Here is a 21050-nt window from a genome sequence, read left to right on the forward strand (position 1 = left end):
GCCCTCGCCGTGATCCACGGCGCCACGGCCACGGCGGTTCACCCACGCGGAGCGTTCAGAACCCCTGCGTCTCGTTGCGCGCCGACCACTCCTGCCCCGGGGAGGCGTGTCGCCGCACCTCGTGCGCGTGCTGGCTGGCGCGCGCGTCCCGGTCGGCGCGCGTGTCGTCGGGCCCGCTGAGCCGCCGGCGGTCCCGCCAGCCCACCCAGGCGAACGCCCCGAGGATCACCACCGCGACACCGCCGAGCAGCATCCACATCGTCATGCGTCGACGGTAGTCGACCCCGGCACCCGTGCCGCGGACGTAGGCTCCACCCCTCGGTGTCCGGAACCGGCGGGCGGCGCCGACGTCTCCGGTGAGGGCGCCGCACCGGCGCCGACGAGGAGGATTCGCGATGAAGTACATGATCCTGCTGTACGGCTCCCAGCGCGACTACGACGTGCTGGCCGGCCGGCCCGCGGCCGACAAGCCGGCCATGTCCGCCGAGGAGGTCGCCGCCATGCACGCCCACATGGAGAAGATCCACCAGGCGCTGGCCGAGTCCGGTGAACTGGTGGACGCGCGCGGGCTGGTCGCCCCGGTGCACGCCCGCCGGGTGCAGCTCAGCGGCGGGCTGCCGGTGGTCACCGATGGGCCCTACCCGGAGACGCAGGAGGTGCTGGCCGGCTACACCATCGTGGAGTGCGACAGCTTCGACCGGGCCACCGAGATCGCCGCCACCTTCGTCAACCCGGACGCCCCCGGCGAGTACGTGGACGTGCGGCCGGTCGCCGAGGGCATCGCCGACCTGGACGGCTGAGCCGGCGATGCCCGGGGAACGTGTCGAGGACCTGCTGCGCCGGCTGGCGCCGCAGGTCCTCGGGGCGCTCGTCCGCCGGTACGGCCACTTCGACACCGCCGAGGACGCCACCCAGGAGGCGCTGATCGCGGCGGCCACCGGCTGGCCGCGCGACGGCGTACCCGACAACCCGCGGGCCTGGCTGATCACCGTGGCGTCCCGCCGGCTGACCGACCTGCTGCGCAGCGAGCAGGCCCGGCAGCGGCGGGAGGACGCGGTGGCCCGCCGGGTGCTGCCCGAGCAACGGCTGGCTCCGGCCGCCGACCGGCCGCCGGCCGACACCGACGACACCCTCACCCTGCTGTTCCTGTGCTGTCATCCGGCGCTGTCGCCGGCCTCCCAGATCGCGCTCACGCTGCGCGCCGTCGGCGGGTTGAGCACCGCCGAGGTGGCCCGGGCGTTCCTGGTGCCGGAGGCCACGATGACCCGCCGGATCACCCGCGGCAAGCAGCGCATCCGCGACAGTGGACTGCCCTTCGCGATGCCGGTCGGGCCCGAGCGTGCCGCGCGCCTCGCCGCCGTCCTGCACGTGCTTTACCTGATCTTCAACGAGGGGTACGCCAGCACCGCCGGCCCGGCCCTGCTCCGCGCCGACCTGGCCGCCGAGGCGATCCGGCTGACCCGCCTGCTGCACCGGCTGCTGCCGGACGACCCGGAGGTCACCGGGCTGCTCGCGCTGATGCTGCTCACCGACGCGCGGGCGCCGGCGCGCACCGGCCCGCACGGCGAACTGGTGCCGATGGCCGAGCAGGACCGCAGCCGGTGGAAGGCCGGCCAGATCGCCGAGGGCATCGCCCTGGTCACCGCCGCGCTCCCCCGCGGCCGGGTCGGCCCCTACCAGGTGCAGGCGGCGATCGCCGCCGTGCACGACGAGGCGCCGAGCGCCGAGGCGACCGACTGGGCCCAGATCACCGCGCTGTACGAGGTGCTGCGGCAGGTCTCCGACAGTCCGGTGGTGGCGCTCAACCACGCGGTGGCGGTGGCCATGAGCCGGGGCGCCGCGGTCGGACTCGCCCTGGTCGACGCGCTGGCCGCCGACGGCCGGCTGGACGGCGACGCGCGTCTGCCGGCCGTCCGCGCGCACCTGCTGGAACTGCTCGGCGACCGGACCGCCGCCCGGGACGCCTACCGGGCGGCCGCCGCCCGGTCGACCAACCTGGCCCAGCAGCGCTACCTGCACGCCCGGGCCGACCGCCTCGACGGCGGGTGAGGCGCCGGGCGCCTGCGGCAGCGCCGCGGCGCGCTGGGCGCGTGCGGCAGCGCCGGGGCGCGTGAGGCAGCGCCGGGGCGCTGCGGTGGCGCCGGGTCAGGGGCTGGCGGCGAGGAAGACGAAGGCGGCGAGCAGCACCAGGTGGACGCCGCCCTGCAACAGGGTGGCGCGCCCCGGCACCACGGTCAGCACCCCGCTGACCACGGTGAGGGCGAGCAGGGTCATCTGGGTGCCGCCGAGGCCGAGCACCAGCGGGCCCTCCAGCCAGATCATGGCCAGCGCTATTGCCGGGATGGTCAGCCCGATGCTGGCCATCGCCGAGCCGAGGGCCAGGTTCAGGCTGATCTGCACCCGGTCCCGGCGCGCCGCGCGGACCGCTGCCAGGGTCTCGGGCAGCAGCACCAGCAGCGCGATGAGCACGCCGACGAACGAGTGCGGCAGGTTGGCCTTGGCGGTGGCGGCCTCGATCGTCGGGGAGACCGACTTGGCGTCGCCGACCACCGCTACCAGCGAGACGAGCAGCAGGGCGAGGCTGATCAGCGCTTTGCGGGTCGACGGCGGTGCGGCGTGACCGTCGCTCTCGATCACCGCGCCCTCGCTGGTGACCGGCAGGAAGTAGTCCCGGTGCCGGCCGGTCTGGACCAGGACGAACAGCCCGTACAGCGCCAGCGAGGCCACCGCGGCGAAGGCCAGCTGAGCCGGGCTGAACTGCGGGCCGGGGCGGCTCGTGGTGAAGGTCGGCACCACCAGGCTGAGCGTGGCGAGGGTGGCCACGGTGGCCAGTGCCCCGCCGGTGCCCTCGGAGTTGAACACCGCCACCCGCCGGCGCAGCGCGCCGATCAGCAGCGACAGGCCGAGGATCCCGTTACAGGTGATCATCACGGCGGCGAAGACGGTGTCCCGGGCCAGCGACTGGGTCTTCTCCCCGCCGCTGATCATCAGCGTGACGATCAGGGCGACCTCGATGACGGTGACCGCCACCGCGAGCACCAGCGAGCCGAACGGCTCCCCCACCCGGTGCGCGACCACCTCGGCGTGGTGCACGGCGGCCAGCACCGCGCCGGCCAGGAAGGCGGCCACCACCACCACGAGCGGGCCCGACAACTCGCTTCCCCAGGTCAGGATCAGCAACAGCACCGCCAGCAGCGGCACGATCACGGTCCAGTCGGTCAGACGAGCGCGGAGCTGAGCGGCCATCACTCAACCCTGCCAGGAAACTGGATCATGTGACCACCACCCGAGGTCATGACCACCGTACGAACCGTCACGCCCCACAGCCTGCCCGGCCGCCGGGAGTCCCGCGCGGCGACGGTCGAACCGGTCCCGGCGTGTCGACCACGGCGGGCGGCCGGTCCACCAGCGGCGCCGCGGATTCCGCAGTGGATCAGCCGAGCAGCGCCGGCGCGATCACGGCGGCCAACACGCGATCGTCCGGCTGGTGGGCCGCCCAGTTCAGCGCCCCGAGCACCACCACCGGGCCGCCCGACGCCGTCGCCGCCACGATGTCGGCGACCGGCAGCGCCGCGAGCAGCCGCCGCACCAGAACGCCCTCACCCCACAGCGCCTCCGTCGGGTACGGCAGCCGGCCCAGCCACGCCAGCAGCGCACCCGCCCGGGCCACCGGATCCGGTTCCGCCGCGGCCAGCCGCTCGGCGAGTCGGCGTACCCGGTCCTGGGGAAGCCGGGCGGCGGTGTCGCCGGCGACGCCGACCAGGAAGTCCCGAAGCACCAGGGGCACCTCCCGCCCGACCAGCACCGCCGGCGCCCCGACCGGGCGGAACTGCGGACCGTCCGGCGCCTCGTCGAACCCGAGGGTGGTCACGAGCGGACCGAGCAGGTCGACGAGCAGACCGCTCACCCCGCACTCGGCCAGGAAGAGCGTCAACGCCCGCGGCTCGGCGACCTCGAGGTCGTCGGCGAACCTGGACCGCTGCCACGAGACGCTGCCGTGCCCGTGCAGGGTGGCGCTGCCGAGCAACTCGTCGTCGACGCCGTACAGGGCCAGGGTGGGGCCGCCCAGGCAGCGGCAGACGTCGCCGGTGAACCGGCCGACCGTGGTGAGTTGCCGCATCCGGGCCAGCCGGACGGGGTCGCGCGTCTCGGCCAGCACGGCGCGGTCGGCCAGCGGCCCGCCGTCCAGACCGCCGTCGAGGACGCGTACCGCCCGGGTCCGCGCCCAGACGTCGGGCAGCCAGTCGGTGAGCAGCACCGCGCCATCGTAGGGGCGGCCGCCGCGGCGCACCGCCCCGCCGTCGCCGCGGCCGGCCGTACCTCCGCTCGGCCGGCACCCGACCTGTCACCCGCCGCCGGCCCGGCTGACCAGCCAGGTCAGGGCCCACCCGGCGGCGACGACGATGCCGACGACGCCGGCGGCGGCGAGGCCGAGCAGGACGCGCCAGGCGACGACCATCACGCCGTCGTGCTCGATGCGCCGGGTCATCGGGTCGACCCGCCCGTCGCGCGGTCCGAACCGGCCCCACCGCCGAGCCCGCAGCCCGTACTCGAAACGTCCACCGATCACTCCCATCCGTGCGGCCTTCAACGCCTGGATGCGTGCCGAGGTGGATTCGGTTGCACGGCCGGCACGCTCGGGTCCACGCGAGACGCCTGACCTGATCCGCGGTGCTGGTGCGGCTGCTCCGCTCGCCAGAAACGGATCGGCAAGCGGCCCCGGGACTCGTAGCCTCGCCAGGATGGGCGGCAGTGACCCGCGTGACCTGGTCCGACGCGGATACGACGAACTCTCCTACCACTACCGGGCGGACGATGCCGCCGACGGCCAGTACGGTCCCTGGCTCGACGACCTGCACGGACGGCTATCGGCCTCGGCGGCGGTCCTCGACCTCGGATGCGGCTGTGGCGTGCCGGTCGCCCGTTCCCTCGCCAGCGCCGGCCACCGCGTCACCGGCATCGACATCAGCGACGTGCAGATCGAGCGGGCCCGCCGCCTGGTGCCGACCGGCACCTTCCGCCGCGCTGACGCCACCCGACTGGACCTGCCGCCGGCCTCGTTCGACGCCGTGGTCTGCCTCTACACCCTGATCCACATGCCCCTGACCGACCAACCGCGGCTCATCGGGCGGATCGCCACCTGGCTACGGCCCGGGGGCTGGCTGCTGACCACCGTCGGCACCAGCGCCTGGACCGGCACCGAGGACAACTGGCTCGGTGGTCCGGCCGCCATGTGGTGGAGCCAAGCTGGCGCCTCGACCTACCGTTCCTGGCTGCATCGGGCGGGACTGGAGGTCACCGCCGAGGACTTCGTCCCGGAGGGGGACAGCGGTCACGCACTGTTCTGGGCACGACGGCCACAGAGCTGACCCCACCGGTGGGTCCACGTGATGGCGCCAGGCCGGCTTCACTCGATGGGTGACGCTCGCAGAGAGGGATCGCTATCGTGCGACGGTGACCGCTGGTGCCGAGCGTCCCTTGCTCTTCCTCGACGTCGACGGACCACTCATTCCGTTTGGCGGAAATTCGCCGAAGGCCCCCGAAGGGGGTGCAGTCAGGGTTGCCGCGACCGCCGCACCGGAGGACATGTCCAATCCGCTCCTGTCCAGGCTCAACCCGACGCACGGTGGGCGGCTCACCAGACTTGGATGCAGGCTGGTCTGGGCCACTTGAGCTGGGCGTCTCGGACGTGCCTGGCACATCCGACTCGACGATTCAGAGATCCTGCGTCCAGACGCCGGTCGGGTGATCCGCAGGCCGCTTCCAGAGCTGAGGCTGCCGTTGGTGCAGGTGGTCTTCGCTGTCCCGGTCCCAATGAAACCGGTGTGCCACAGCCCGATCGTGTACGCCCAGCCGGGCCCCTTGTCATCGTCGGGGATCGTCACCACGCTCCAGCCGTGCTGCTGGACGTGTCCGATCGTCGTCAGCTCCGTGGGGTGTCGGTCGTCCGTGTCGCCGTACTCGTGACAGAGGATGCGGTGGCAGGGCGAAACGGCTTGATTCACACCGTCATCGTACGGCCGGCCCCGGCCCCACCTGGCCGGTGGAAGGGCGGGTACGTCCGGCCGTGCTCAGCGGGTGGCTGCGTCGGCGAGGATCGCCTGGAGACGGCTTCGACACTCGGCGACGAAAGCGGGGTAGGTGTGCCAGTAGTACGAGATGCCGCTGGCGCCCACCGCGATGGCCCAGGCGCGGGCGCGCGTCCAGGTCAGCTCGTCGAGGCCCAGGGCGTCCCAGTACGTGTGTCGCGCTTCGGACGGTAGGTCCCACACCGTGGAGTGCTCGGCGTCGGGCAAGCCGATCGACAGGCCGCCGAAGTCGATGACCGCGTGCAACCTGCCGTCCCGCACCAGGAGGTTGGTGGGCTTGAGATCGCCGTGCAGCCACACCTGGGGTCCGGAGGGTTCGGGCAGGGCGAGCGCTTCGCGCCACAACCGTTCCAGCGTCTCGACGTCGATGTCCCCGCCGACGGTGGCTCGACAGTCCCGGAGACACCTGCTGATCCACTCGTCGCAGGCCCGCAGATGTCCGCCGCGGTACCAACTCAGGTCGCCCGTGCGGGTCGCCCCCATGAGGTCGATACCGTGCAGGTCCCGCACGACGGCCGCCAGATCAGCGCCGAAGGCCGACCAGTCCTGGACGGTGTCCGGCCCGGCCTCGCCGCCGTCGATCCACCGGTAGATCGACCAAGGGAGCGGATAGCCGGCGGCGGGCATGCCGGCATGCACCGGCTCCGGGACCGAGCATGCCACCAGCGGCGCCAGCCGGGGCAGCCATTCCTGCTCCTTGCGCAGGGACCGCGCCTTGTCAGCGGTTCGCGGGAGTCGCACGAGCAGGTCACTGCCCAGCCGGTACATGACGTTGTCGGTGCCGGCACCCGCTGGCGACAGCGGCAGCCCGGCCCACTGTGGGCACTGCTCATCCAGCAGCGACCTGACAACGCCCTCGTCGATCCGGACCTCGTCCTGGTGGATGGTCATGCCAAGATCTTTCCCTGGGATTCCGCGCCGAGCGACTGACTTTCCGCAGCGCGCACCGAGGCAACCGCCCAATTGCCGCGATCCGCGCGATCACGCACTGTCGACGTCGAGTCGGCGGTCACTCCGCCGCCGGCAGGGTCGGGTGGTCGGTGGGGTAGATGCCGATCGCGAACCCGTACATGGTCTCGCCGGACCTCGGCATCCGGTCGAACGCATCGACCAGTTCCGCCATCTGGTCCCAGAACTGGGCGGCCTGGTCCTCCGAGATGCGCGCATGCCGGATGAAGCCCCAGAGCTTGCCCTGCTCGAACGCGTTCGCGGACTCGCGTGCAGCCACCTCGAAGTCGTTGAAGTCGCCCGGCATCTGCCCACCGGCGGGCGATGGCTCGGCAGCCACGTAGAACATGCGCGCGGTGCGCCCGTAGAAGCGCTCCTCGATCGCCCGCACCTTCCGCGTGCGTACCACCTGGAGCAGGCCGCTCCGGGCGAGCACGTCCACGTGGTGCGCGACGGTGCTCTTGGGGCGCTCGACCGCGGCCGCGAGCTCGGTGACGGTCGCGGCCCGCTCGTGGAGGAGCTGCAGGATCACCGTGCGGAGCGGGTGGCCGATGGCCTTCACCTGGTCCGGTCTGGTCAGCGCCATCCGATCGGCAAGCTCGTAGTCCGGGGGGTTGTCCGCCATGGCGTAACAGACTAGCATCGCGGAACGTTCCAAAAAATTCGATCGTTCGCGAGGAGTGCGACGCCATGGCCGACGTGCTGCTGTACCACCACATCCAGGGCCTGACCGACGGGGTCCGGAGCTTCGCCGACAGCCTCCGACAGGACGGGCACACCGTGCACACACCGGACCTGTTCGACGGCCGCACGTTCGGCAGCATCGAGGAAGGGTTCGGATTCGCGCGAGAGGTGGGATTCGACACGCTCCGGGAGCGCGGCATCGCGGCAGCCGACGAACTCGATGCCGGGCTCGTCTACGCCGGATTCTCCTTCGGCGTGACGATCGCCCAGCGGCTCGCGCAGACCCGGCCCGGCGCCCGCGGGGCACTCCTCATCGACTCCTGCCTCCCGGTCGCGGAGTTCGGCGAGACGTGGCCCGAGGGCGTGCCGGTGCAGATCCACGGCAAGGAGGACGACGAGTTCTTCGACGAGGACCTGCCGGCCGCACGCGAACTCGCCGGCTCCACGGCGAACGCCGAGCTGTTCGTCTACCCCGGCGACCAGCACCTCTTCGCCGACTCCTCGCTCGCCGGGTACGACCCGGAGGCGTCCGCGCTGCTCATGGAGCGGGTGCGGGCGTTCCTCGCCACCGTCAGACCGGCGTGACCCGACCAGCTGGCCCACGCTTCATCCGGGCCTCCGCCGGACAGCACGTCTCGTCGGTGGCCAACCTGCCGCCTCCGGGCCGCTGACCGGTCGCACCTCAGTTGGCGGACACGTGGTTGACGGGACTGTGCCGCATCGAGTCGTACCCCTGTTGACCGCTGCATCGGGCACGGATCGGGCACGACCCTGCCCGCAAGCTAGAGTCCGGCCGTGGACAGTGGAGCATTTGCCGGCGCGGCGCTCTTGCTCTGCGCCGGGCTGGGATGTGTCGTCCTCGTAGGGCTCGTGGGAATGCTGGCGGTGTGGTGGCGCGGGAAGTAAGTCCTCACCGTCGACAGGAAGGAAGGGCTCGCCTTTATCGGGCCCACGTCTCTTCGGCCGATTGCTGTGTTCGCGAGTTGTGGACCTGCCCTGTGTAGGGCTGGCTCGGCTGAAGGGACATCTCGGTCACGGGTTGATCAGTCTCCAGTCGCCTTCGGAGATGACGTCAACGGTGCCGTCGACCACCTTGATGGCGATGTTGTCGTCGATGGCGTAGGTCGGGACCGGGATTCCGGACGCCCACTTCTGGATGTCGGACAGCTTGGCGTCCTCCATGTCCGGATGGTTGAGGTGGGGGTACAGCGTGAAATCCACCAGCCCCAGCGCCCGGTCGGCGCCCTGCGCCATGTCGCTGCCGTCAGGGACGAATCCAAGGTCGAATTCGGCGTCGCAGTTGTACGGGGTGACCGCGATGCTCCCGGCGCTGACGCCCACATAAACCGTGTCACTCAGCGACGGCAGGAGGTCAGCCAGGCCCGACCGGCGCAGCCAGTAGGTCAGGTACAGCACGTCGCCGCCCCAGACGAGGAGGGCATCGGCCTCCCGGACCGCCGGGACCCAGTTCTCTTCTCGGATGGTCGGCAGCGCGGTGAGCTCCAACAGCCCCAGGGATTTCCAACCCAGCTGGCACAGCGGGATCGAAGCCTGGCCGTGAATCGCCTTCCATGCCCTCGCACCGCCGCCGGGGAAGGGGTAGACACCGGTGGGGATGAACAGGGCCGTGGACTCGGCGATCGGCTTGCCGAGCAGGCCGACGAGCGCGTCGGAGATGCTCGGGTTACCGATGCCCGAGGACGTGAGAAGGAACTTCATCAAAATCCGCTCTCCTGAAGCCACCGCATGACGGCGGTCATGTTGTCCATGAGGACCAGCGTCCCGGCCGGCTAACCCGAGCGACACATCGATGGATCATCCGCTGGCGGCCGTCCAACCGTCAACTGCCTCCGCCCGCACGACGACACAGGTCCGATGCCACGCCTTTACCGGCGATTCGTTCGCCAGTTCGAGCCGGAGCGCCCCCGCCGGAGGCGCAGTAGCCGCAACCCCGCGACCGCCGGCAGCTCGCCGACGCGGCCGGCGTGCGCTCCCCTACGCCGCGCGGGCTCGTGGCCGCGCGGCCCGGCCGGCCGCCGGCGCCCCGAGCGCGCGGGCACCCGCCGGCGGTCGGGGCAGGCGTGCGCCCGGATGTGGTGCCGAGGTCGTGCGGGCCCGTCGACCCTCTTGACCGCCCAACTTACTGCTTTACTATGCTACTAGGAAAGCAGTAAGGGGCTACCGTGTTCGTCTTCCGGCTCGACACCCACTCCGGCGTGCCGCCGTACCTGCAACTCGTCCAGCAGGTCCGCCAGGCGGTGCTGCTGGGCTTTCTCCAACCCGGGGACCGCCTCCCGCTCATCCGCGAGGTGGTCGAGGACCTGGCGATCAACCCGAACACCGTCGCCAAGGCGTACCGGCAGATGGAGCAGGAGAACCTGGTCACTGGCCGTCCCGGCCAGGGCACGTTCGTCAATCAACAGCAGTCGGCCGTGATGCCGGCATCGACGTACACGTCGCTGCGCCGCGGCCTGGCGACCTGGCTGCGCCGCGCCTACGCGGCCGGCCTCGACGAGCAGGCGGTCAACGCGCTTTTTACTTCCGTCCACCACCAGACGAGGAATGAGGACGTGGCGTGACAGGGACCGAGTTCGCGCTGCGCACCGACGGTGTGGGCAAGCGGTACCGGAAGGGCTGGGCGCTGCGCGACTGCACCCTGGCCCTGCCGGCGGGCGGCGTGATCGCCCTGGTCGGGCCGAACGGCGCGGGCAAGACCACGCTGCTGCGCCTGGTCGTCGGGTTGCTGGCACCGAGCACCGGCACGGTGGAGGTCCTCGGCCACGACGTCACCGCCAGCACCCCGCAAACTCTGTCCCGGGTCGGGTTCCTGGCCCAGGATCACCCGCTGTACAAGCGCTTCACCGTCGCCGAGATGCTCCGCTTCGGCCGGGCCTGCAACCTGCGGTTCGACCAGGGGCTGGCCGAGCGCCGGCTGGCGAAGCTGGGCATCCCGCTCGACCGCAGGGCCGGTACGCTCTCCGGCGGGCAGCAGGCCCAGGTCGCGTTGGCTCTGGCCCTGGCGAAGCGGCCGGACCTGCTTGTCCTCGACGAGCCGGTGGCCAGCCTCGACCCGCTGGCCCGGCACGAGTTCCTGCAGGTCCTCATGGGCGCCGTGGCCGAAGGCGGGGTGACCGTCCTGTTCTCCTCCCACGTCGTGCACGAGCTGGAGCGCGTCTGCGACCACCTGGTCGTGCTCAACCACGGCCGGGTCACGCTCACCGGTGACATCGACACCCTCCTCGCCGAGCACCGGCTGCTCGTCGGCCCGCGCACGGCCACCGACCTCGACCGGGCCGGCGCCGTCGTGGAGGCCGTCCACAGCGACCGGCACACGACCCTGCTGGTACGCGACGGCGCGATCCCGGCCGCGCCCGGGTGGCAGGCCCGGCCGGTCGCGCTGGAGGACCTGGTGCTGGCGTACCTGCGCCGGCCGTCCGAGCCGAGCGCCGCGGTCACCTCGGGGGTGGCGGCATGACGTGGTTGATCTGGCGCCAGCACCGGACCGAGGTCTGCGTCCTGGGTCTGCTTGTCGGCACGTTCGGCATCGCCCTGCTCGTGCTCGGGACGCAGGCCCACGACCTGTTCCCCGGCGGTCCCGCCCGGTGCGCGGGAGAGGCCGGCAGCAACGAGGCCTGCGCGGCCTCCTTCCGCCGGCTCGACGAGGAGTACGGGTACGTCGAGAACCTCCTGGCGGGCTTCTATCTGGTCCCCGTCGTCATCGGTGCGTTCCTCGGTGCGCCACTGCTCGCGCGCGAACTGGAGGACGGCACCTGGCAGCTCGCCTGGACGCAGGCCGTGCCGCGGATGCGCTGGCTGGCGGCCAAGCTCGCGGCACTGGCCGGCGTCACCGTCGCGCTCACCGGGATGTTCACCGCGGTGGTCACCTGGTTCCGTCAGCCCTTCGACGCGTGGGAAGGGCGGTTCCAGTACGACGCCTTCGACCTGGAGGGACTTGTTCCGGTGGCGTACGCGCTGTTCGCGTTCGGCGTCGCCACCGCCGCCGGGGCGATCCTGCGGCGCAGCCTGCCCGCGTTCGGCGTCGCGTTCGGGGCGTTCCTCGCCGTCCGGATGCCGGTGGCGCTGTTGGCCCGTCCCGCGTACGCCACGCCGCTCACCACCATGGAGCCGATCCCCGTCGGCGGCTCGAAGGACCAGGCTGGGCACGGGCCCGTGCCCAGCAACGCTTCCTGGATGATCGAACACGGCTACGCAGACGCCACTGGGCGCAGGCTGAGCTGGACCGAGTACTACGAGTTGGAGGCCGCCGCCAACCGGGCCGGCACCAACCTCAACCAGTTCCTGCACGCGCGGGGTATCCAGCAGTTCAACGTCTACCACCCGGCCGACCGGTTCTGGACGTTCCAGCTCATCGAGGCGGCCCTGTTCCTCGCCGTCGCGGCGGTCCTGATCGGTGTGGTGGTGTGGCGGGTACGGCGCCGCATGATCTAGTGCCCTGACCACAAGCGTTCACGGTCCTGGTTGACACGCGCGCGACCCCGATGATCGGCCGCCGGGACGAGCGCACCAGGTCAACCGCGTCGCGCCGAAACTCTCGCGGGTACTTCGATGGGCGCCCCAACGGGGGGACACCCCTTCCTCTGGACTCAAGATCCAGTCTCGGGGTGTCCCCACCCCCGTGGGGGAGCCCATCAGGGCCGTGACGAGTTCTCGCCGCAGGTCAGAACGCCCGCGGTCGTCACTTGGCGTTGAAGTAGCTGGCCTCCGGGTGGTGCACCACGATCGCGTCGGTGGCCTGCTCCGGGATGAGCTGGAACTCCTCCGACAGCTGCACCCCGATCCGCTCGGCGCCGAGCAGCTCCACCACCTTCGCCCGGTCCTCCAGGTCCGGGCAGGCGGGGTAGCCGAACGCGTACCGGCAGCCGCGGTAGTCGGTGCGCAGCAGGCCGGCCAGGTCGGCCGGGTCGTCGTCGGCGACCGTACGGCCACCCGGCAGCGTTAGCTCGGCGCGGACCCGCTTGTGCCAGTACTCGGCCAGGGCCTCGGTGAGCTGCACCGACAGCCCGTGCACCTCCAGGTAGTCGCGGTACTCGTTACGGGCGAACAGCTTCGCCGCGTACTCGCTGACCGGTTGGCCGACGGTGACCAGTTGCAGGGCCACCACGTCCAGCTGGTCGCCGCGGGGCCGGAAGAAGTCGGCCAGGCACAGCCGCCGCTCCTGCCGCTGCCGGGGGAAGGAGAACCGGGCCCGCTCGGCGTGCCCGTTCTCGTCCAGCACCACCAGGTCGTTGCCCTCGGCGTAGGCGGGGAAGTAGCCGTAGACCACGGCCGCCTCCAGCACCTTGTCGGCGATCAGCCGGTCCAGCCAGTAGCGCAGCCGCGGCCGGCCCTCGGTCTCCACCAGCTCCTCGTAGGACGGTCCCTTGCCGCCCCGGGCGCCGCGCAGGCCCCACTGCCCGAGGAAGGTGGCCCGCTCGTCGAGCAGCGCCGCGTAGTCGGCCAGCGGCACGCCCTTGACCACCCGGGTGCCGAAGAACGGCGGGGTGGGCACCTCGACGTCGGTGGCCACGTCGGAGCGGACCGACGCGTCGTCCAGCTCCGGCAGCGACTCGTTGACGATGGCCCGCTGCCGCTCCCGGCGCGCCCGCCGGGCCGCCAGCGCCGCCTCCCGCTCCGCGTCGATCACCGGCGCGCCGCCGCGCTTGGCGGCCATCACCCGGTCCATCAGGGACAGACCCTCGAACGCGTCCCGCGCGTAGTGCACCTGCCCGGGGAACATCGACCGCAGGTCGTCCTCGACGTACGCCCGGGTCAGCGCCGCCCCACCGAGCAGCACCGGCCAGCGCTCCGCGACCCCGCGCGAGGCCATCTCGGCGAGGTTCTCCTTCATGATGACCGTGCTCTTGACCAGCAGCCCGGACATGCCGATGGCGTCGGCCCGGTGCTCCTCGGCGGCGTCGAGGATCGCGGTGATCGGCTGCTTGATGCCGATGTTCACCACCTCGTAGCCGTTGTTGGACAGGATGATGTCCACCAGGTTCTTGCCGATGTCGTGCACGTCGCCCTTCACGGTGGCGAGCACGATGCGGCCCTTGCCGCCGTCGTCGGCCTTCTCCATGTGCGGTTCCAGGTACGCCACCGCGGTCTTCATCACCTCGGCGGACTGGAGCACGAACGGCAGCTGCATCTGCCCGGAGCCGAACAGCTCGCCGACCACCTTCATCCCGTCCAGCAGGATGTCGTTGATGATCGACAGCGGGGTCCGGCCGCCGGCCATGGCGGCGTCCAGGTCGGCCTCCAGGCCGTTGCGCTCGCCGTCGATGATCCGCCGCTTGAGCCGCTCCTCCAACGGCAGCGCGGCCAGTTCCTCGGCCCGGCCGGCGCGCGCCGAGGCGGCGTCCACGCCCTCGAAGATCTCGATGAACCGCTGCACCGGGTCGTAGCCCTCGCGCCGGCGGTCGTAGACCAGGTCGAGGGCGACCTCGCGCTGCTCGTCGGGGATCTTCGACATCGGCAGGATCTTGCTGGCGTGCACGATCGCCGAGGTCAGCCCGGCCTGCACGCACTCGTGCAGGAAGACCGAGTTGAGCACCTGCCGGGCGGCCGGGTTGAGCCCGAACGAGACGTTCGAGATGCCCAGGGTGAAGTTGACCCCCGGCCAGCGGTTGGCGATCTCCCGGATCGCCTCGATGGTCTCGATGCCGTCCCGCCGGGTCTCCTCCTGGCCGGTGGCGATCGGGAAGGTCAGCGCGTCGATGAGGATGTCGGAGCGGCGCAGGCCCCAGCGGCCGGTCAGGTCCTCGATCAGCCGCTCGGCGACGCGTACCTTCCACTCCCGGGTGCGGGCCTGGCCCTCCTCGTCGATGAGCAGCGCGACCACCGCGGCGCCGTGCTCGGCGACCACCGGCATGACCCGGGCGTAGCGGGACCCGGGGCCGTCGCCGTCCTCGAAGTTCACCGAGTTGACCACGCACCGGCCACCGAGCATCTCCAGGCCCGCCTCGATCACGGCCGGCTCGGTGGAGTCCAGCATGATCGGCAGAGTGGACGCGGTGGCGAACCGGCCGGCCAGCTCGCGCATGTCCGTCGTGCCGTCCCGGCCGACGTAGTCGACGCAGAGGTCCAGCAGGTGCGAGCCGTCCCGGGCCTGGCTGCGGGCGATCTCCACACAGGCCTGCCAGTCGGCGGCCAGCATCGCCTCGCGGAACGCCTTGGAGCCGTTGGCGTTGGTCCGCTCCCCCACCATCAGCACGCTGGCGTCCTGGGCGAAGGGCACGTGGTGGTAGATCGACGAGACGCCGGCGTCGTGCCGGGGCTCGCGGGCCCCGGGCCGGGCGCCGTGCAACCGCTCGGCGACCACCCGGATGTGCTCCGGCGTGGTGCCGCAGCAGCCGCCGATCAGCGACACGCCGTAGTCGGCGACGAACCGCTCCAGCGCGTCGGCCAGCTCGACCGGGGTGAGCGGGTAGACCGCCCCGTCGGCGGTCAGCTGCGGCAGGCCGGCGTTCGGCATCACCGACAGCCTCAGCCCGGCGTGCTGGGAGAGGTAGCGCAGGTGCTCGCTCATCTCGGCCGGACCGGTGGCGCAGTTCAGCCCGATCAGGTCCACCCCGAGCGGCTCGATCGCGGTCAGCGCCGCGCCGATCTCGCTGCCCAGCAGCATGGTGCCGGTGGTCTCGACGGTGACGTGGCAGATGATCGGCACGGTCGACCCGAGCTCGGCCATCGCCCGCTTCGCGCCGACCACCGCCGCCTTGACCTGGAGCAGGTCCTGACAGGTCTCGATGATCAGGGCGTCCGCGCCGCCGGCGATCAGGCCGGCGGCGTTCTCCCGGTACGCGTCGCGCAGGGTGGCGTAGTCGGCGTGCCCCAGGGTGGGCAGCTTGGTGCCGGGACCGATCGAGCCGAGCACGAAGCGGGGCCGCTCCGGCGTGGCGAACGCGTCGGCCGCCTCGCGGGCGATCCGCGCGCCCGCCTCGGAGAACTCCCGGATCCGGTGGGCGATGTCGTACTCGCCGAGGTTGGCCAGGTTGGCGCCGAAGGTGTTGGTCTCGACGCAGTCGGCCCCGGCGGCGAGGTAGGCCTCGTGCACGCCGCGGACCACGTCCGGCCTGGTCACGTTGAGGACCTCGTTGCAGCCCTCGTGGCCCTCGAAGTCGTCAAGGGTCAGGTCGGCCGCCTGTAGCATCGTCCCCATCGCGCCGTCGGCGATCAGGATCCGCTCTGCCAGTACGTCGAGCAACGAAGTCCGCACGCCGTTCAGGTTAGTGTGCCGGCCCCGACCGCGTCGCGGCCCATACCCCCGTCCCAGATACTGTCAGCCGGATCACCCTGTCCGGTCTGTAGGCTTATGCCGGTTGCTTCCCGCCTGCCGACCGGCGCGGCCACCGGGCCGCGCCCCGCCCCTGGACGTAGGCTGGCGGACGTGAAGGACTACAGCAGCGCCCCCGCGCCCGGCCGGCGGGACACCGGGCGCGGCCCCGGCACCGTCCGCGACCAGCAGGGAGAGGTGACGGCGTGACCGAGTTCGACGGACTGCCGGTGCTGCGGTCCCCGGTGGCCATCGCCGCGTTCGAGGGCTGGAACGACGCCGCGGACGCGTCCACCGCCGCAGTTGAACACCTGGAGCAGGTGTGGAACGCCCGGCAGGTCACCGAGCTGGACCCGGAGGACTTCTACGACTTCCAGGTCAGCCGGCCCACCATCACGATGGCCGACGGCGAGACCCGCCGGGTGCAGTGGCCCACCACCCGGTTCATGGTGGCCAGCCCGGAGGGCACCGAACGCGACGTGGTGCTGATCCGCGGCATCGAGCCGAGCATGCGCTGGCGCACCTTCTGCGAGCAGGTGCTGGAGATCTGCCACAGCCTGGAGGTCGAGCGGGTGGTGCTGCTCGGCGCGCTGCTGGCCGACGTGCCGTACACCCGGCCGCTGCCGATCAGCGGCAGCGCCTCGGACTCCCGGGCCGCCGAGCGCTACCAGCTCACCCCCACCCGCTACGACGGGCCGACCGGCATCGTCGGGGTGCTGCACGACGCCTGCACCCGCGCCGAGGTCGACGCGGTCTCGTTCTGGGTGCACGTGCCGCACTACGCCAACAACCCGCCCTGCCCGAAGGCCACCCTCGCCCTGCTGCACCGGGTCGAGGAGGTGCTCGACCTGCCGGTGCCGATGGCCGACCTGGCCGAGGAGGCCGCCGAGTGGGAGCAGCGGGTGCGCAGCGCCGCCGAGCAGGACGCCGAGCTGGGCGAGTACGTGCGCGAGTTGGAGGAGCGCGTCGGCGACGCGGGCATCACCCCGCTGACCGGTGACGAGATCGCCCAGGAGTTCGAGAAGTACCTGCGCCGCCGCGGCGGCTCGGCCGGCCCGACCGCCGGCTCCTGGTAGCCCTCTCCCCCGTTTCGCGAACCGGGCCCCGGACAGCCGTTCCGGGGTCCGGTCGTTTTCTCGCCCGACGTTCCACGGTTCACCGCCGCGGTGCCTGCCTCGGGTGCGGTTTCCGGGCCGAAGCGCGGTGCTCCGGCGTGTCCGGGGTGGCGCGGTCACACCCGCTAGGCCATCCTAGGAACCTAGCTGTGATCGAGGAGGCGGGCATGCAGATCAATCCGGGCGCTGCCGAGTTCCCGCACCGGCAGATCGCCGCGCAGCTCAAAGCGCAGGTGCGGCGCGGCGACTGGGGGCCGGGCGAACGGCTGCCGTCCATCCCGGCCATCGCCGAGATGTTCGGGGTGGCGAAGCAGACCGTCCAACGCGCCGTCGACCAGCTGCGGGTCGAGGGCATCCTGATCACCAAGCCCGGCTCCGGCACGTACGTCCGGGGCACCCGGCGGCGGCTCAACCGGCTCTCCCGGGGGCGGTACGGCGGCTTCCGCGGCTACCACACCGACCTCGCCGCCCGGTACAAGCAGCAGCTCGTCTCCGTCGGCCGCGCCCCGGCCCCGCCGGAGGTGGCCGACGCGTTCGGCGTGCCCGACGGCACCGAACTGGTCTGCCGCCGGCACCTGGTCCGCACCGAGGACTCCCCGGTCGAGGTCGGCGCCTCCTGGTTCCTGCCCGCCGACGCCGCCGGCACCTCGCTGGAACGCAGCGAGGCGTACGGCCGGCCGCTCTACCAGGAGGCCGAGGAGGCCACCGGGCGGCGGTACGTCTCGGCCACCGACACGATCAGCGCCCGCCAGCCCAGCCGGGAGGAGGCGGAGATCCTGCAGATCCGCCCGGACACCCCGGTGCTGCACCTGCTACACGTCGCCTACGACGGCGCCCGCAAGCCGATCGAGGTCGCCCAGGCCACCTGGCCCGGCCCGGTCACCACGCTCACCGAGGAGTACCGGATCCCCGCCCCGGCCCCCGAACCGGACCCCGACCCCGGCCTCACCCTCGCCTGACTCCCCCTCCCCGGCTCCAGTCCGGCGATCATCAAGTAGTCGCCTGCCGCCTCGACGTGTCGCAGCTCATTGCGTCAGTGATCGATGCCGATCATCACCTGCCCCTCCGCCGAGGCGACCGACCGGGAGGCCGCCCGGGTCATGGCAGCACCTCATAATCAAGCGGGTGGGGCCGGGTGGGGGTGGGGGTCGTTAGAGGCGGATGCCGAGGAGGGCGTCCAGGGTGTCGGCGAAGAGGGCGGGGGCGGTCGGGTCGTCGGCGGTGCCGGCGAGGGCCTGCTCGGCCCAGGCGTCGGCGAGCGCCAGCGCCCCCGGAGTGTCCAGGTCGTCGGCGAGCCGGGCGCGTACGCCGGCCAGCAGCTCAGCCCCGGACGGCCCGGCCGGCGCGGCGGCGGCCCGCCGCCAGCGGGCCAGCCGCTCCTGGGCGGTGGTGAGCAGGTCCTCGGTCCAGGACCGGTCGGCCCGGTAGTGCCCGGACAGCAGCGCCAGCCGCACCGCCATCGGATCCACCTGGTCGGCCCGCAGCCGGGAGACGAAGACCAGGTTGCCCCGGGACTTCGACATCTTCTCGCCGTCCAGGCCGATCATGCCGGCGTGCGTGTAGTGCGTCGCGAACGGCGCCTCGCCGGTGAGCCGCTCGGCGTGCGCCGCGGAACACTCGTGGTGCGGGAAGAGCAGGTCGTTGCCGCCGCCCTGCACGTCGATCCGGTCGCCGAGCAGGCCCAGCGCGATGACCGCGCACTCGATGTGCCAGCCCGGACGGCCCGGGCCCAGCTCGCCGCCCGGCCAGGACGGCTCCCCCTCACGGGCGCCCCGCCACAGCAGCGGGTCGAGCGGGTCGCGCTTGCCGGCCCGCTCCGGGTCGCCGCCGCGCTCCGGGAAGATCTCCAACATCTGCTCGCGGGACAGGTTGGACTCGTAGCCGAACCGGGGCGCCGCGGTGATGTCGAAGTAGACGTCGCCGGTGCCGTCCTCCAGCCGGTACGCGGCGCCGTCCTTGAGCAGCACCAGGACCTTCTCGGCGATGTCCGGGATCGACTCGATCGCGCCCATGTAGTGCGCCGGCGGGATCATCCGCAGCGCCTCCATGTCCTCCCGGAACAGGGCGGTCTCCCGCATCGCGAGGACCTTCCAGTCCTCCCCGTCGCGGGCCGCGCGCTCCAGCAGCGGGTCGTCGATGTCGGTGACGTTCTGCACGTACTTCACGTTCAGCCCGGCGTCCCGCCAGACGCGCTGGACCAGGTCGAACGTGATCATGGTGGCGGCGTGACCGAGGTGGGTGGCGTCGTACGGGGTGATGCCGCAGACGTACATGGTCGCTGTGCCGTCCGGCGTGCTCGGGTGGACCCCCTGCCGTGCCGAGTCGAACAACGCCAGCGGCCCGCCCCTGCCGGGCAGCCGCGGCACCTCATGTCCCGCCCAAGACTCCATGATTGCCAGCCTAACCAGCGGTACGACAGGGCAGGACGAGCACCGGGGTGATCATCACGACAGCGGCTCACATGGGCGGCCAGGGCACCGCCGGCCAGTCCTCGGGCGGCTGCGGGAACCGGCCGGTGTCGCGCAGCCGGTCGATCCGGGCGGCCAGTTCGGCGATCTCGGTGATCGTCAGGTGGTCGGCCAGTTCGGCGCCGAGCGCCCCGGCGACCTGCCCGGCGAGCCCGTCGAGCATCTCCACCGCGTCCGCCGGCAACTGCCGGCCGGCCCAGCCCCAGAGCACCGTGCGCAGCTTCTCCTCGACGTGGAAGCTCACCCCGTGGTCCACGCCGTAGATCCGGTCGTCCGGGCCGACCAGCACGTGGCCGCCCTTGCGGTCGGCGTTGTTGATCACGGCGTCGAGCACCGCGAGCCGGGCCAGCCGCGGGTCGTCCGCGTGCGCCAGCGCGTACGGGGTGCCGTCGTCGTCGCGGGCGGCGGCGATCGGGAACCAGCGCGGCGGCAGCGCGTCGGCCGACACGAACCCGACCAGCGGCTGCGCGTCGGCCGGCTCGTCGATCCAGAGCTGGCACGAGCCCGGCCCGAACGGGCCCTCGCGCAGCACCGTCGGCGGCACCAGGTCCCAGCCGCTGGCCCGGGAGACCAGGTACGCGGCCACCTCCCGACCGGCCAGCGTGCCGTCCGGGAAGTCCCAGAGCGGGCGCTCGCCCCGCACCGGCTTGTAGACGCAGCGGGCGGTCACCCCGTCCAGGGTGAGGATCCCCCGCAGGGTGGTGTTCGAGGCGTCCACCAGCCGGCCCTCGAGGTCGAGCGCGCCGTCACGGAGCAGCCGGAGCGCGGCGTCGCCGTCCTGGCGGGGTTGCAGCCCGGACGACGTCACCGGTGGTAACCGTTGTGCCGCGGGCAGAGGTGGCCCGCGGGGTCCAGCGGCTGACCGCAGAGCGGGCAGGGCGGCCGGCCGGCGTTGACCACCCGCCGGGCCCGTTCGATGAACTGCCGCGTCGCCTCCGGGGTCAACCGCACCCGGAGCCGGTCGAGGTCGTCGTCGGGCTCGTCGTCGTCGGCGTCCTCGTCGTCGTCGGGCTCGCCCAGCTCGACCTCGGCCTCCGCCTCACCGGCCGCGATCGCCTCGATCACCACGGTGGCGGTGTCCACGTCGAAGGCCAGCCCGAGGGTGCCGACCCGGAACTCCTCGTCGACCGGCGTGTCCAGCGGGTCGTTGTCGCCGACGCTGGTGGCCGGCTCGGGCAGCTCGACGCCGAACCGGCGCTGCGCCTCGGAGAGCAGCTCCTCCAGCTTCTCGGCCAGCAACGACACCTGGACCTTCTCCAGCGCGACGCTGACCAGCCGGCCACCGCCGCGCGCCTGGAGGAAGAACGTGCGATCCCCCGGCGGCCCGACGGTCCCGGCGACGAACCGCTCCGGCGGCTCGAAGGCGTGCACCTGGTGGGTCATACCCACGACCCTATCCGGCCCGCAACGGCAACGCGCACCCCACCGACACCCCGAATCGCCCCCGCCCCGGCGACCCCGCCGTACCGCCGGGCCG

21 protein-coding genes are annotated in these 21050 nt (G+C 72.3%); 9 read left to right on the plus strand and 12 right to left on the minus strand.

What is annotated here, in order from left to right; all coding sequences use genetic code 11:
- Window positions 1-55: 55 nt before the first annotated feature.
- Window positions 56-265: a hypothetical protein gene (locus Q3W71_RS29555; protein ID WP_302922742.1), complete on the minus strand. Its 210-nt coding sequence runs from the start codon at window positions 263-265 to the stop codon at window positions 56-58.
- Between the two features lie 130 nt (window positions 266-395).
- On the opposite strand from Q3W71_RS29555, the gene Q3W71_RS29560 reads away from it, so the two are divergent.
- Window positions 396-800 carry a YciI family protein gene (locus Q3W71_RS29560; protein ID WP_302922743.1) on the plus strand — a complete coding sequence of 135 codons (405 nt, stop codon included), beginning with the start codon at window positions 396-398 and terminating at the stop codon, window positions 798-800.
- A gap of 7 nt (window positions 801-807) precedes the next feature.
- Window positions 808-2049, plus strand: coding sequence for an RNA polymerase sigma factor (locus tag Q3W71_RS29565; RefSeq protein ID WP_302922744.1), 1242 nt, complete (start codon window positions 808-810; stop codon window positions 2047-2049).
- 96 nt (window positions 2050-2145) lie between these two features.
- Here the strand turns inward: Q3W71_RS29565 and Q3W71_RS29570 are convergent, their stop codons facing one another.
- The 3 genes from Q3W71_RS29570 to Q3W71_RS29580 all read right to left on the minus strand — a co-directional run bounded on the left by Q3W71_RS29570 (window position 2146) and on the right by Q3W71_RS29580 (window position 4570).
- The gene (locus Q3W71_RS29570; protein WP_302922745.1) at window positions 2146-3246 is read right to left on the minus strand and encodes a calcium:proton antiporter; all 1101 of its coding nucleotides are present in this window, start codon (window positions 3244-3246) and stop codon (window positions 2146-2148) included.
- A gap of 187 nt (window positions 3247-3433) precedes the next feature.
- Window positions 3434-4258 carry a hypothetical protein gene (locus Q3W71_RS29575; RefSeq protein WP_302922746.1) on the minus strand — a complete coding sequence of 275 codons (825 nt, stop codon included), beginning with the start codon at window positions 4256-4258 and terminating at the stop codon, window positions 3434-3436.
- Between the two features lie 87 nt (window positions 4259-4345).
- Complete coding sequence (locus Q3W71_RS29580) at window positions 4346-4570, minus strand: hypothetical protein (RefSeq protein WP_302922747.1); 225 nt, start codon at window positions 4568-4570, stop codon at window positions 4346-4348.
- Window positions 4571-4742: 172 nt separating this feature from the next.
- On the opposite strand from Q3W71_RS29580, the gene Q3W71_RS29585 reads away from it, so the two are divergent.
- Entirely contained in the window at window positions 4743-5369 is a 627-nt protein-coding gene (locus Q3W71_RS29585) for a bifunctional 2-polyprenyl-6-hydroxyphenol methylase/3-demethylubiquinol 3-O-methyltransferase UbiG (RefSeq protein ID WP_302922748.1), read from the plus strand.
- Between the two features lie 72 nt (window positions 5370-5441).
- Here Q3W71_RS29585 and Q3W71_RS31045 read toward each other — a convergent pair whose 3' ends face one another.
- The 3 genes from Q3W71_RS31045 to Q3W71_RS29595 all read right to left on the minus strand — a co-directional run bounded on the left by Q3W71_RS31045 (window position 5442) and on the right by Q3W71_RS29595 (window position 7662).
- The gene (locus Q3W71_RS31045; protein WP_368051347.1) at window positions 5442-6005 is read right to left on the minus strand and encodes a DUF4262 domain-containing protein; all 564 of its coding nucleotides are present in this window, start codon (window positions 6003-6005) and stop codon (window positions 5442-5444) included.
- Between the two features lie 66 nt (window positions 6006-6071).
- Window positions 6072-6980: an aminoglycoside phosphotransferase family protein gene (locus Q3W71_RS29590; RefSeq protein ID WP_302922749.1), complete on the minus strand. Its 909-nt coding sequence runs from the start codon at window positions 6978-6980 to the stop codon at window positions 6072-6074.
- Between the two features lie 118 nt (window positions 6981-7098).
- A complete protein-coding gene (locus tag Q3W71_RS29595) occupies window positions 7099-7662 on the minus strand; it encodes a transcriptional regulator (RefSeq protein ID WP_302922750.1) in 564 nt (187 codons plus the stop codon).
- Window positions 7663-7727: 65 nt separating this feature from the next.
- On the opposite strand from Q3W71_RS29595, the gene Q3W71_RS29600 reads away from it, so the two are divergent.
- Window positions 7728-8306, plus strand: a complete 579-nt coding sequence (locus Q3W71_RS29600; RefSeq protein WP_302922751.1) for a dienelactone hydrolase family protein — start codon at window positions 7728-7730, stop codon at window positions 8304-8306.
- A gap of 447 nt (window positions 8307-8753) precedes the next feature.
- Here Q3W71_RS29600 and Q3W71_RS29605 read toward each other — a convergent pair whose 3' ends face one another.
- Window positions 8754-9440 (minus strand): Type 1 glutamine amidotransferase-like domain-containing protein, encoded by a 687-nt coding sequence (locus tag Q3W71_RS29605; protein WP_302922752.1) that lies wholly within the window; start codon window positions 9438-9440, stop codon window positions 8754-8756.
- A gap of 464 nt (window positions 9441-9904) precedes the next feature.
- On the opposite strand from Q3W71_RS29605, the gene Q3W71_RS29610 reads away from it, so the two are divergent.
- The 3 genes from Q3W71_RS29610 to Q3W71_RS29620 are packed head-to-tail and all read left to right on the plus strand — an operon-like array spanning window position 9905 to window position 12170.
- Window positions 9905-10300, plus strand: coding sequence for a GntR family transcriptional regulator (locus Q3W71_RS29610; protein ID WP_302922753.1), 396 nt, complete (start codon window positions 9905-9907; stop codon window positions 10298-10300).
- Window positions 10297-11196 carry an ABC transporter ATP-binding protein gene (locus tag Q3W71_RS29615; RefSeq protein WP_302922754.1) on the plus strand — a complete coding sequence of 300 codons (900 nt, stop codon included), beginning with the start codon at window positions 10297-10299 and terminating at the stop codon, window positions 11194-11196. The genes Q3W71_RS29610 and Q3W71_RS29615 overlap by 4 nt, the downstream gene beginning before the upstream one ends.
- Complete coding sequence (locus tag Q3W71_RS29620) at window positions 11193-12170, plus strand: ABC transporter permease subunit (protein WP_302922755.1); 978 nt, start codon at window positions 11193-11195, stop codon at window positions 12168-12170. The genes Q3W71_RS29615 and Q3W71_RS29620 overlap by 4 nt, the downstream gene beginning before the upstream one ends.
- Window positions 12171-12417: 247 nt before the next feature.
- Here Q3W71_RS29620 and metH read toward each other — a convergent pair whose 3' ends face one another.
- On the minus strand, window positions 12418-15933 hold the full coding sequence (gene metH, locus Q3W71_RS29625) for a methionine synthase (protein WP_302922756.1): 3516 nt from the start codon (window positions 15931-15933) through the stop codon (window positions 12418-12420).
- Between the two features lie 263 nt (window positions 15934-16196).
- Here metH and Q3W71_RS29630 point away from each other — a divergent pair, with 263 nt between their 5' ends.
- A complete protein-coding gene (locus Q3W71_RS29630; RefSeq protein ID WP_302922757.1) occupies window positions 16197-17066 on the plus strand; it encodes a PAC2 family protein in 870 nt (289 codons plus the stop codon).
- A 206-nt stretch (window positions 17067-17272) separates the two neighbouring features.
- A complete protein-coding gene (locus Q3W71_RS29635) occupies window positions 17273-18064 on the plus strand; it encodes a GntR family transcriptional regulator (RefSeq protein ID WP_302922758.1) in 792 nt (263 codons plus the stop codon).
- Window positions 18065-18256: 192 nt separating this feature from the next.
- On the opposite strand, the gene mshC is transcribed toward Q3W71_RS29635, so the two are convergent.
- From mshC to Q3W71_RS29650, 3 genes are all read right to left on the minus strand, one after another.
- A complete protein-coding gene (gene mshC / locus Q3W71_RS29640; protein WP_302922759.1) occupies window positions 18257-19495 on the minus strand; it encodes a cysteine--1-D-myo-inosityl 2-amino-2-deoxy-alpha-D-glucopyranoside ligase in 1239 nt (412 codons plus the stop codon).
- A 67-nt stretch (window positions 19496-19562) separates the two neighbouring features.
- Window positions 19563-20381, minus strand: a complete 819-nt coding sequence (locus tag Q3W71_RS29645; protein ID WP_302922760.1) for an SCO1664 family protein — start codon at window positions 20379-20381, stop codon at window positions 19563-19565.
- Window positions 20378-20956 carry a DUF3090 domain-containing protein gene (locus Q3W71_RS29650; protein ID WP_302922761.1) on the minus strand — a complete coding sequence of 193 codons (579 nt, stop codon included), beginning with the start codon at window positions 20954-20956 and terminating at the stop codon, window positions 20378-20380. The genes Q3W71_RS29645 and Q3W71_RS29650 overlap by 4 nt, the downstream gene beginning before the upstream one ends.
- Between the last annotated feature and the right edge of the window lie 94 nt (window positions 20957-21050).

This window comes from Micromonospora sp. C28SCA-DRY-2 (assembly GCF_030519475.1).
GTDB lineage: Bacteria > Actinomycetota > Actinomycetes > Mycobacteriales > Micromonosporaceae > Micromonospora.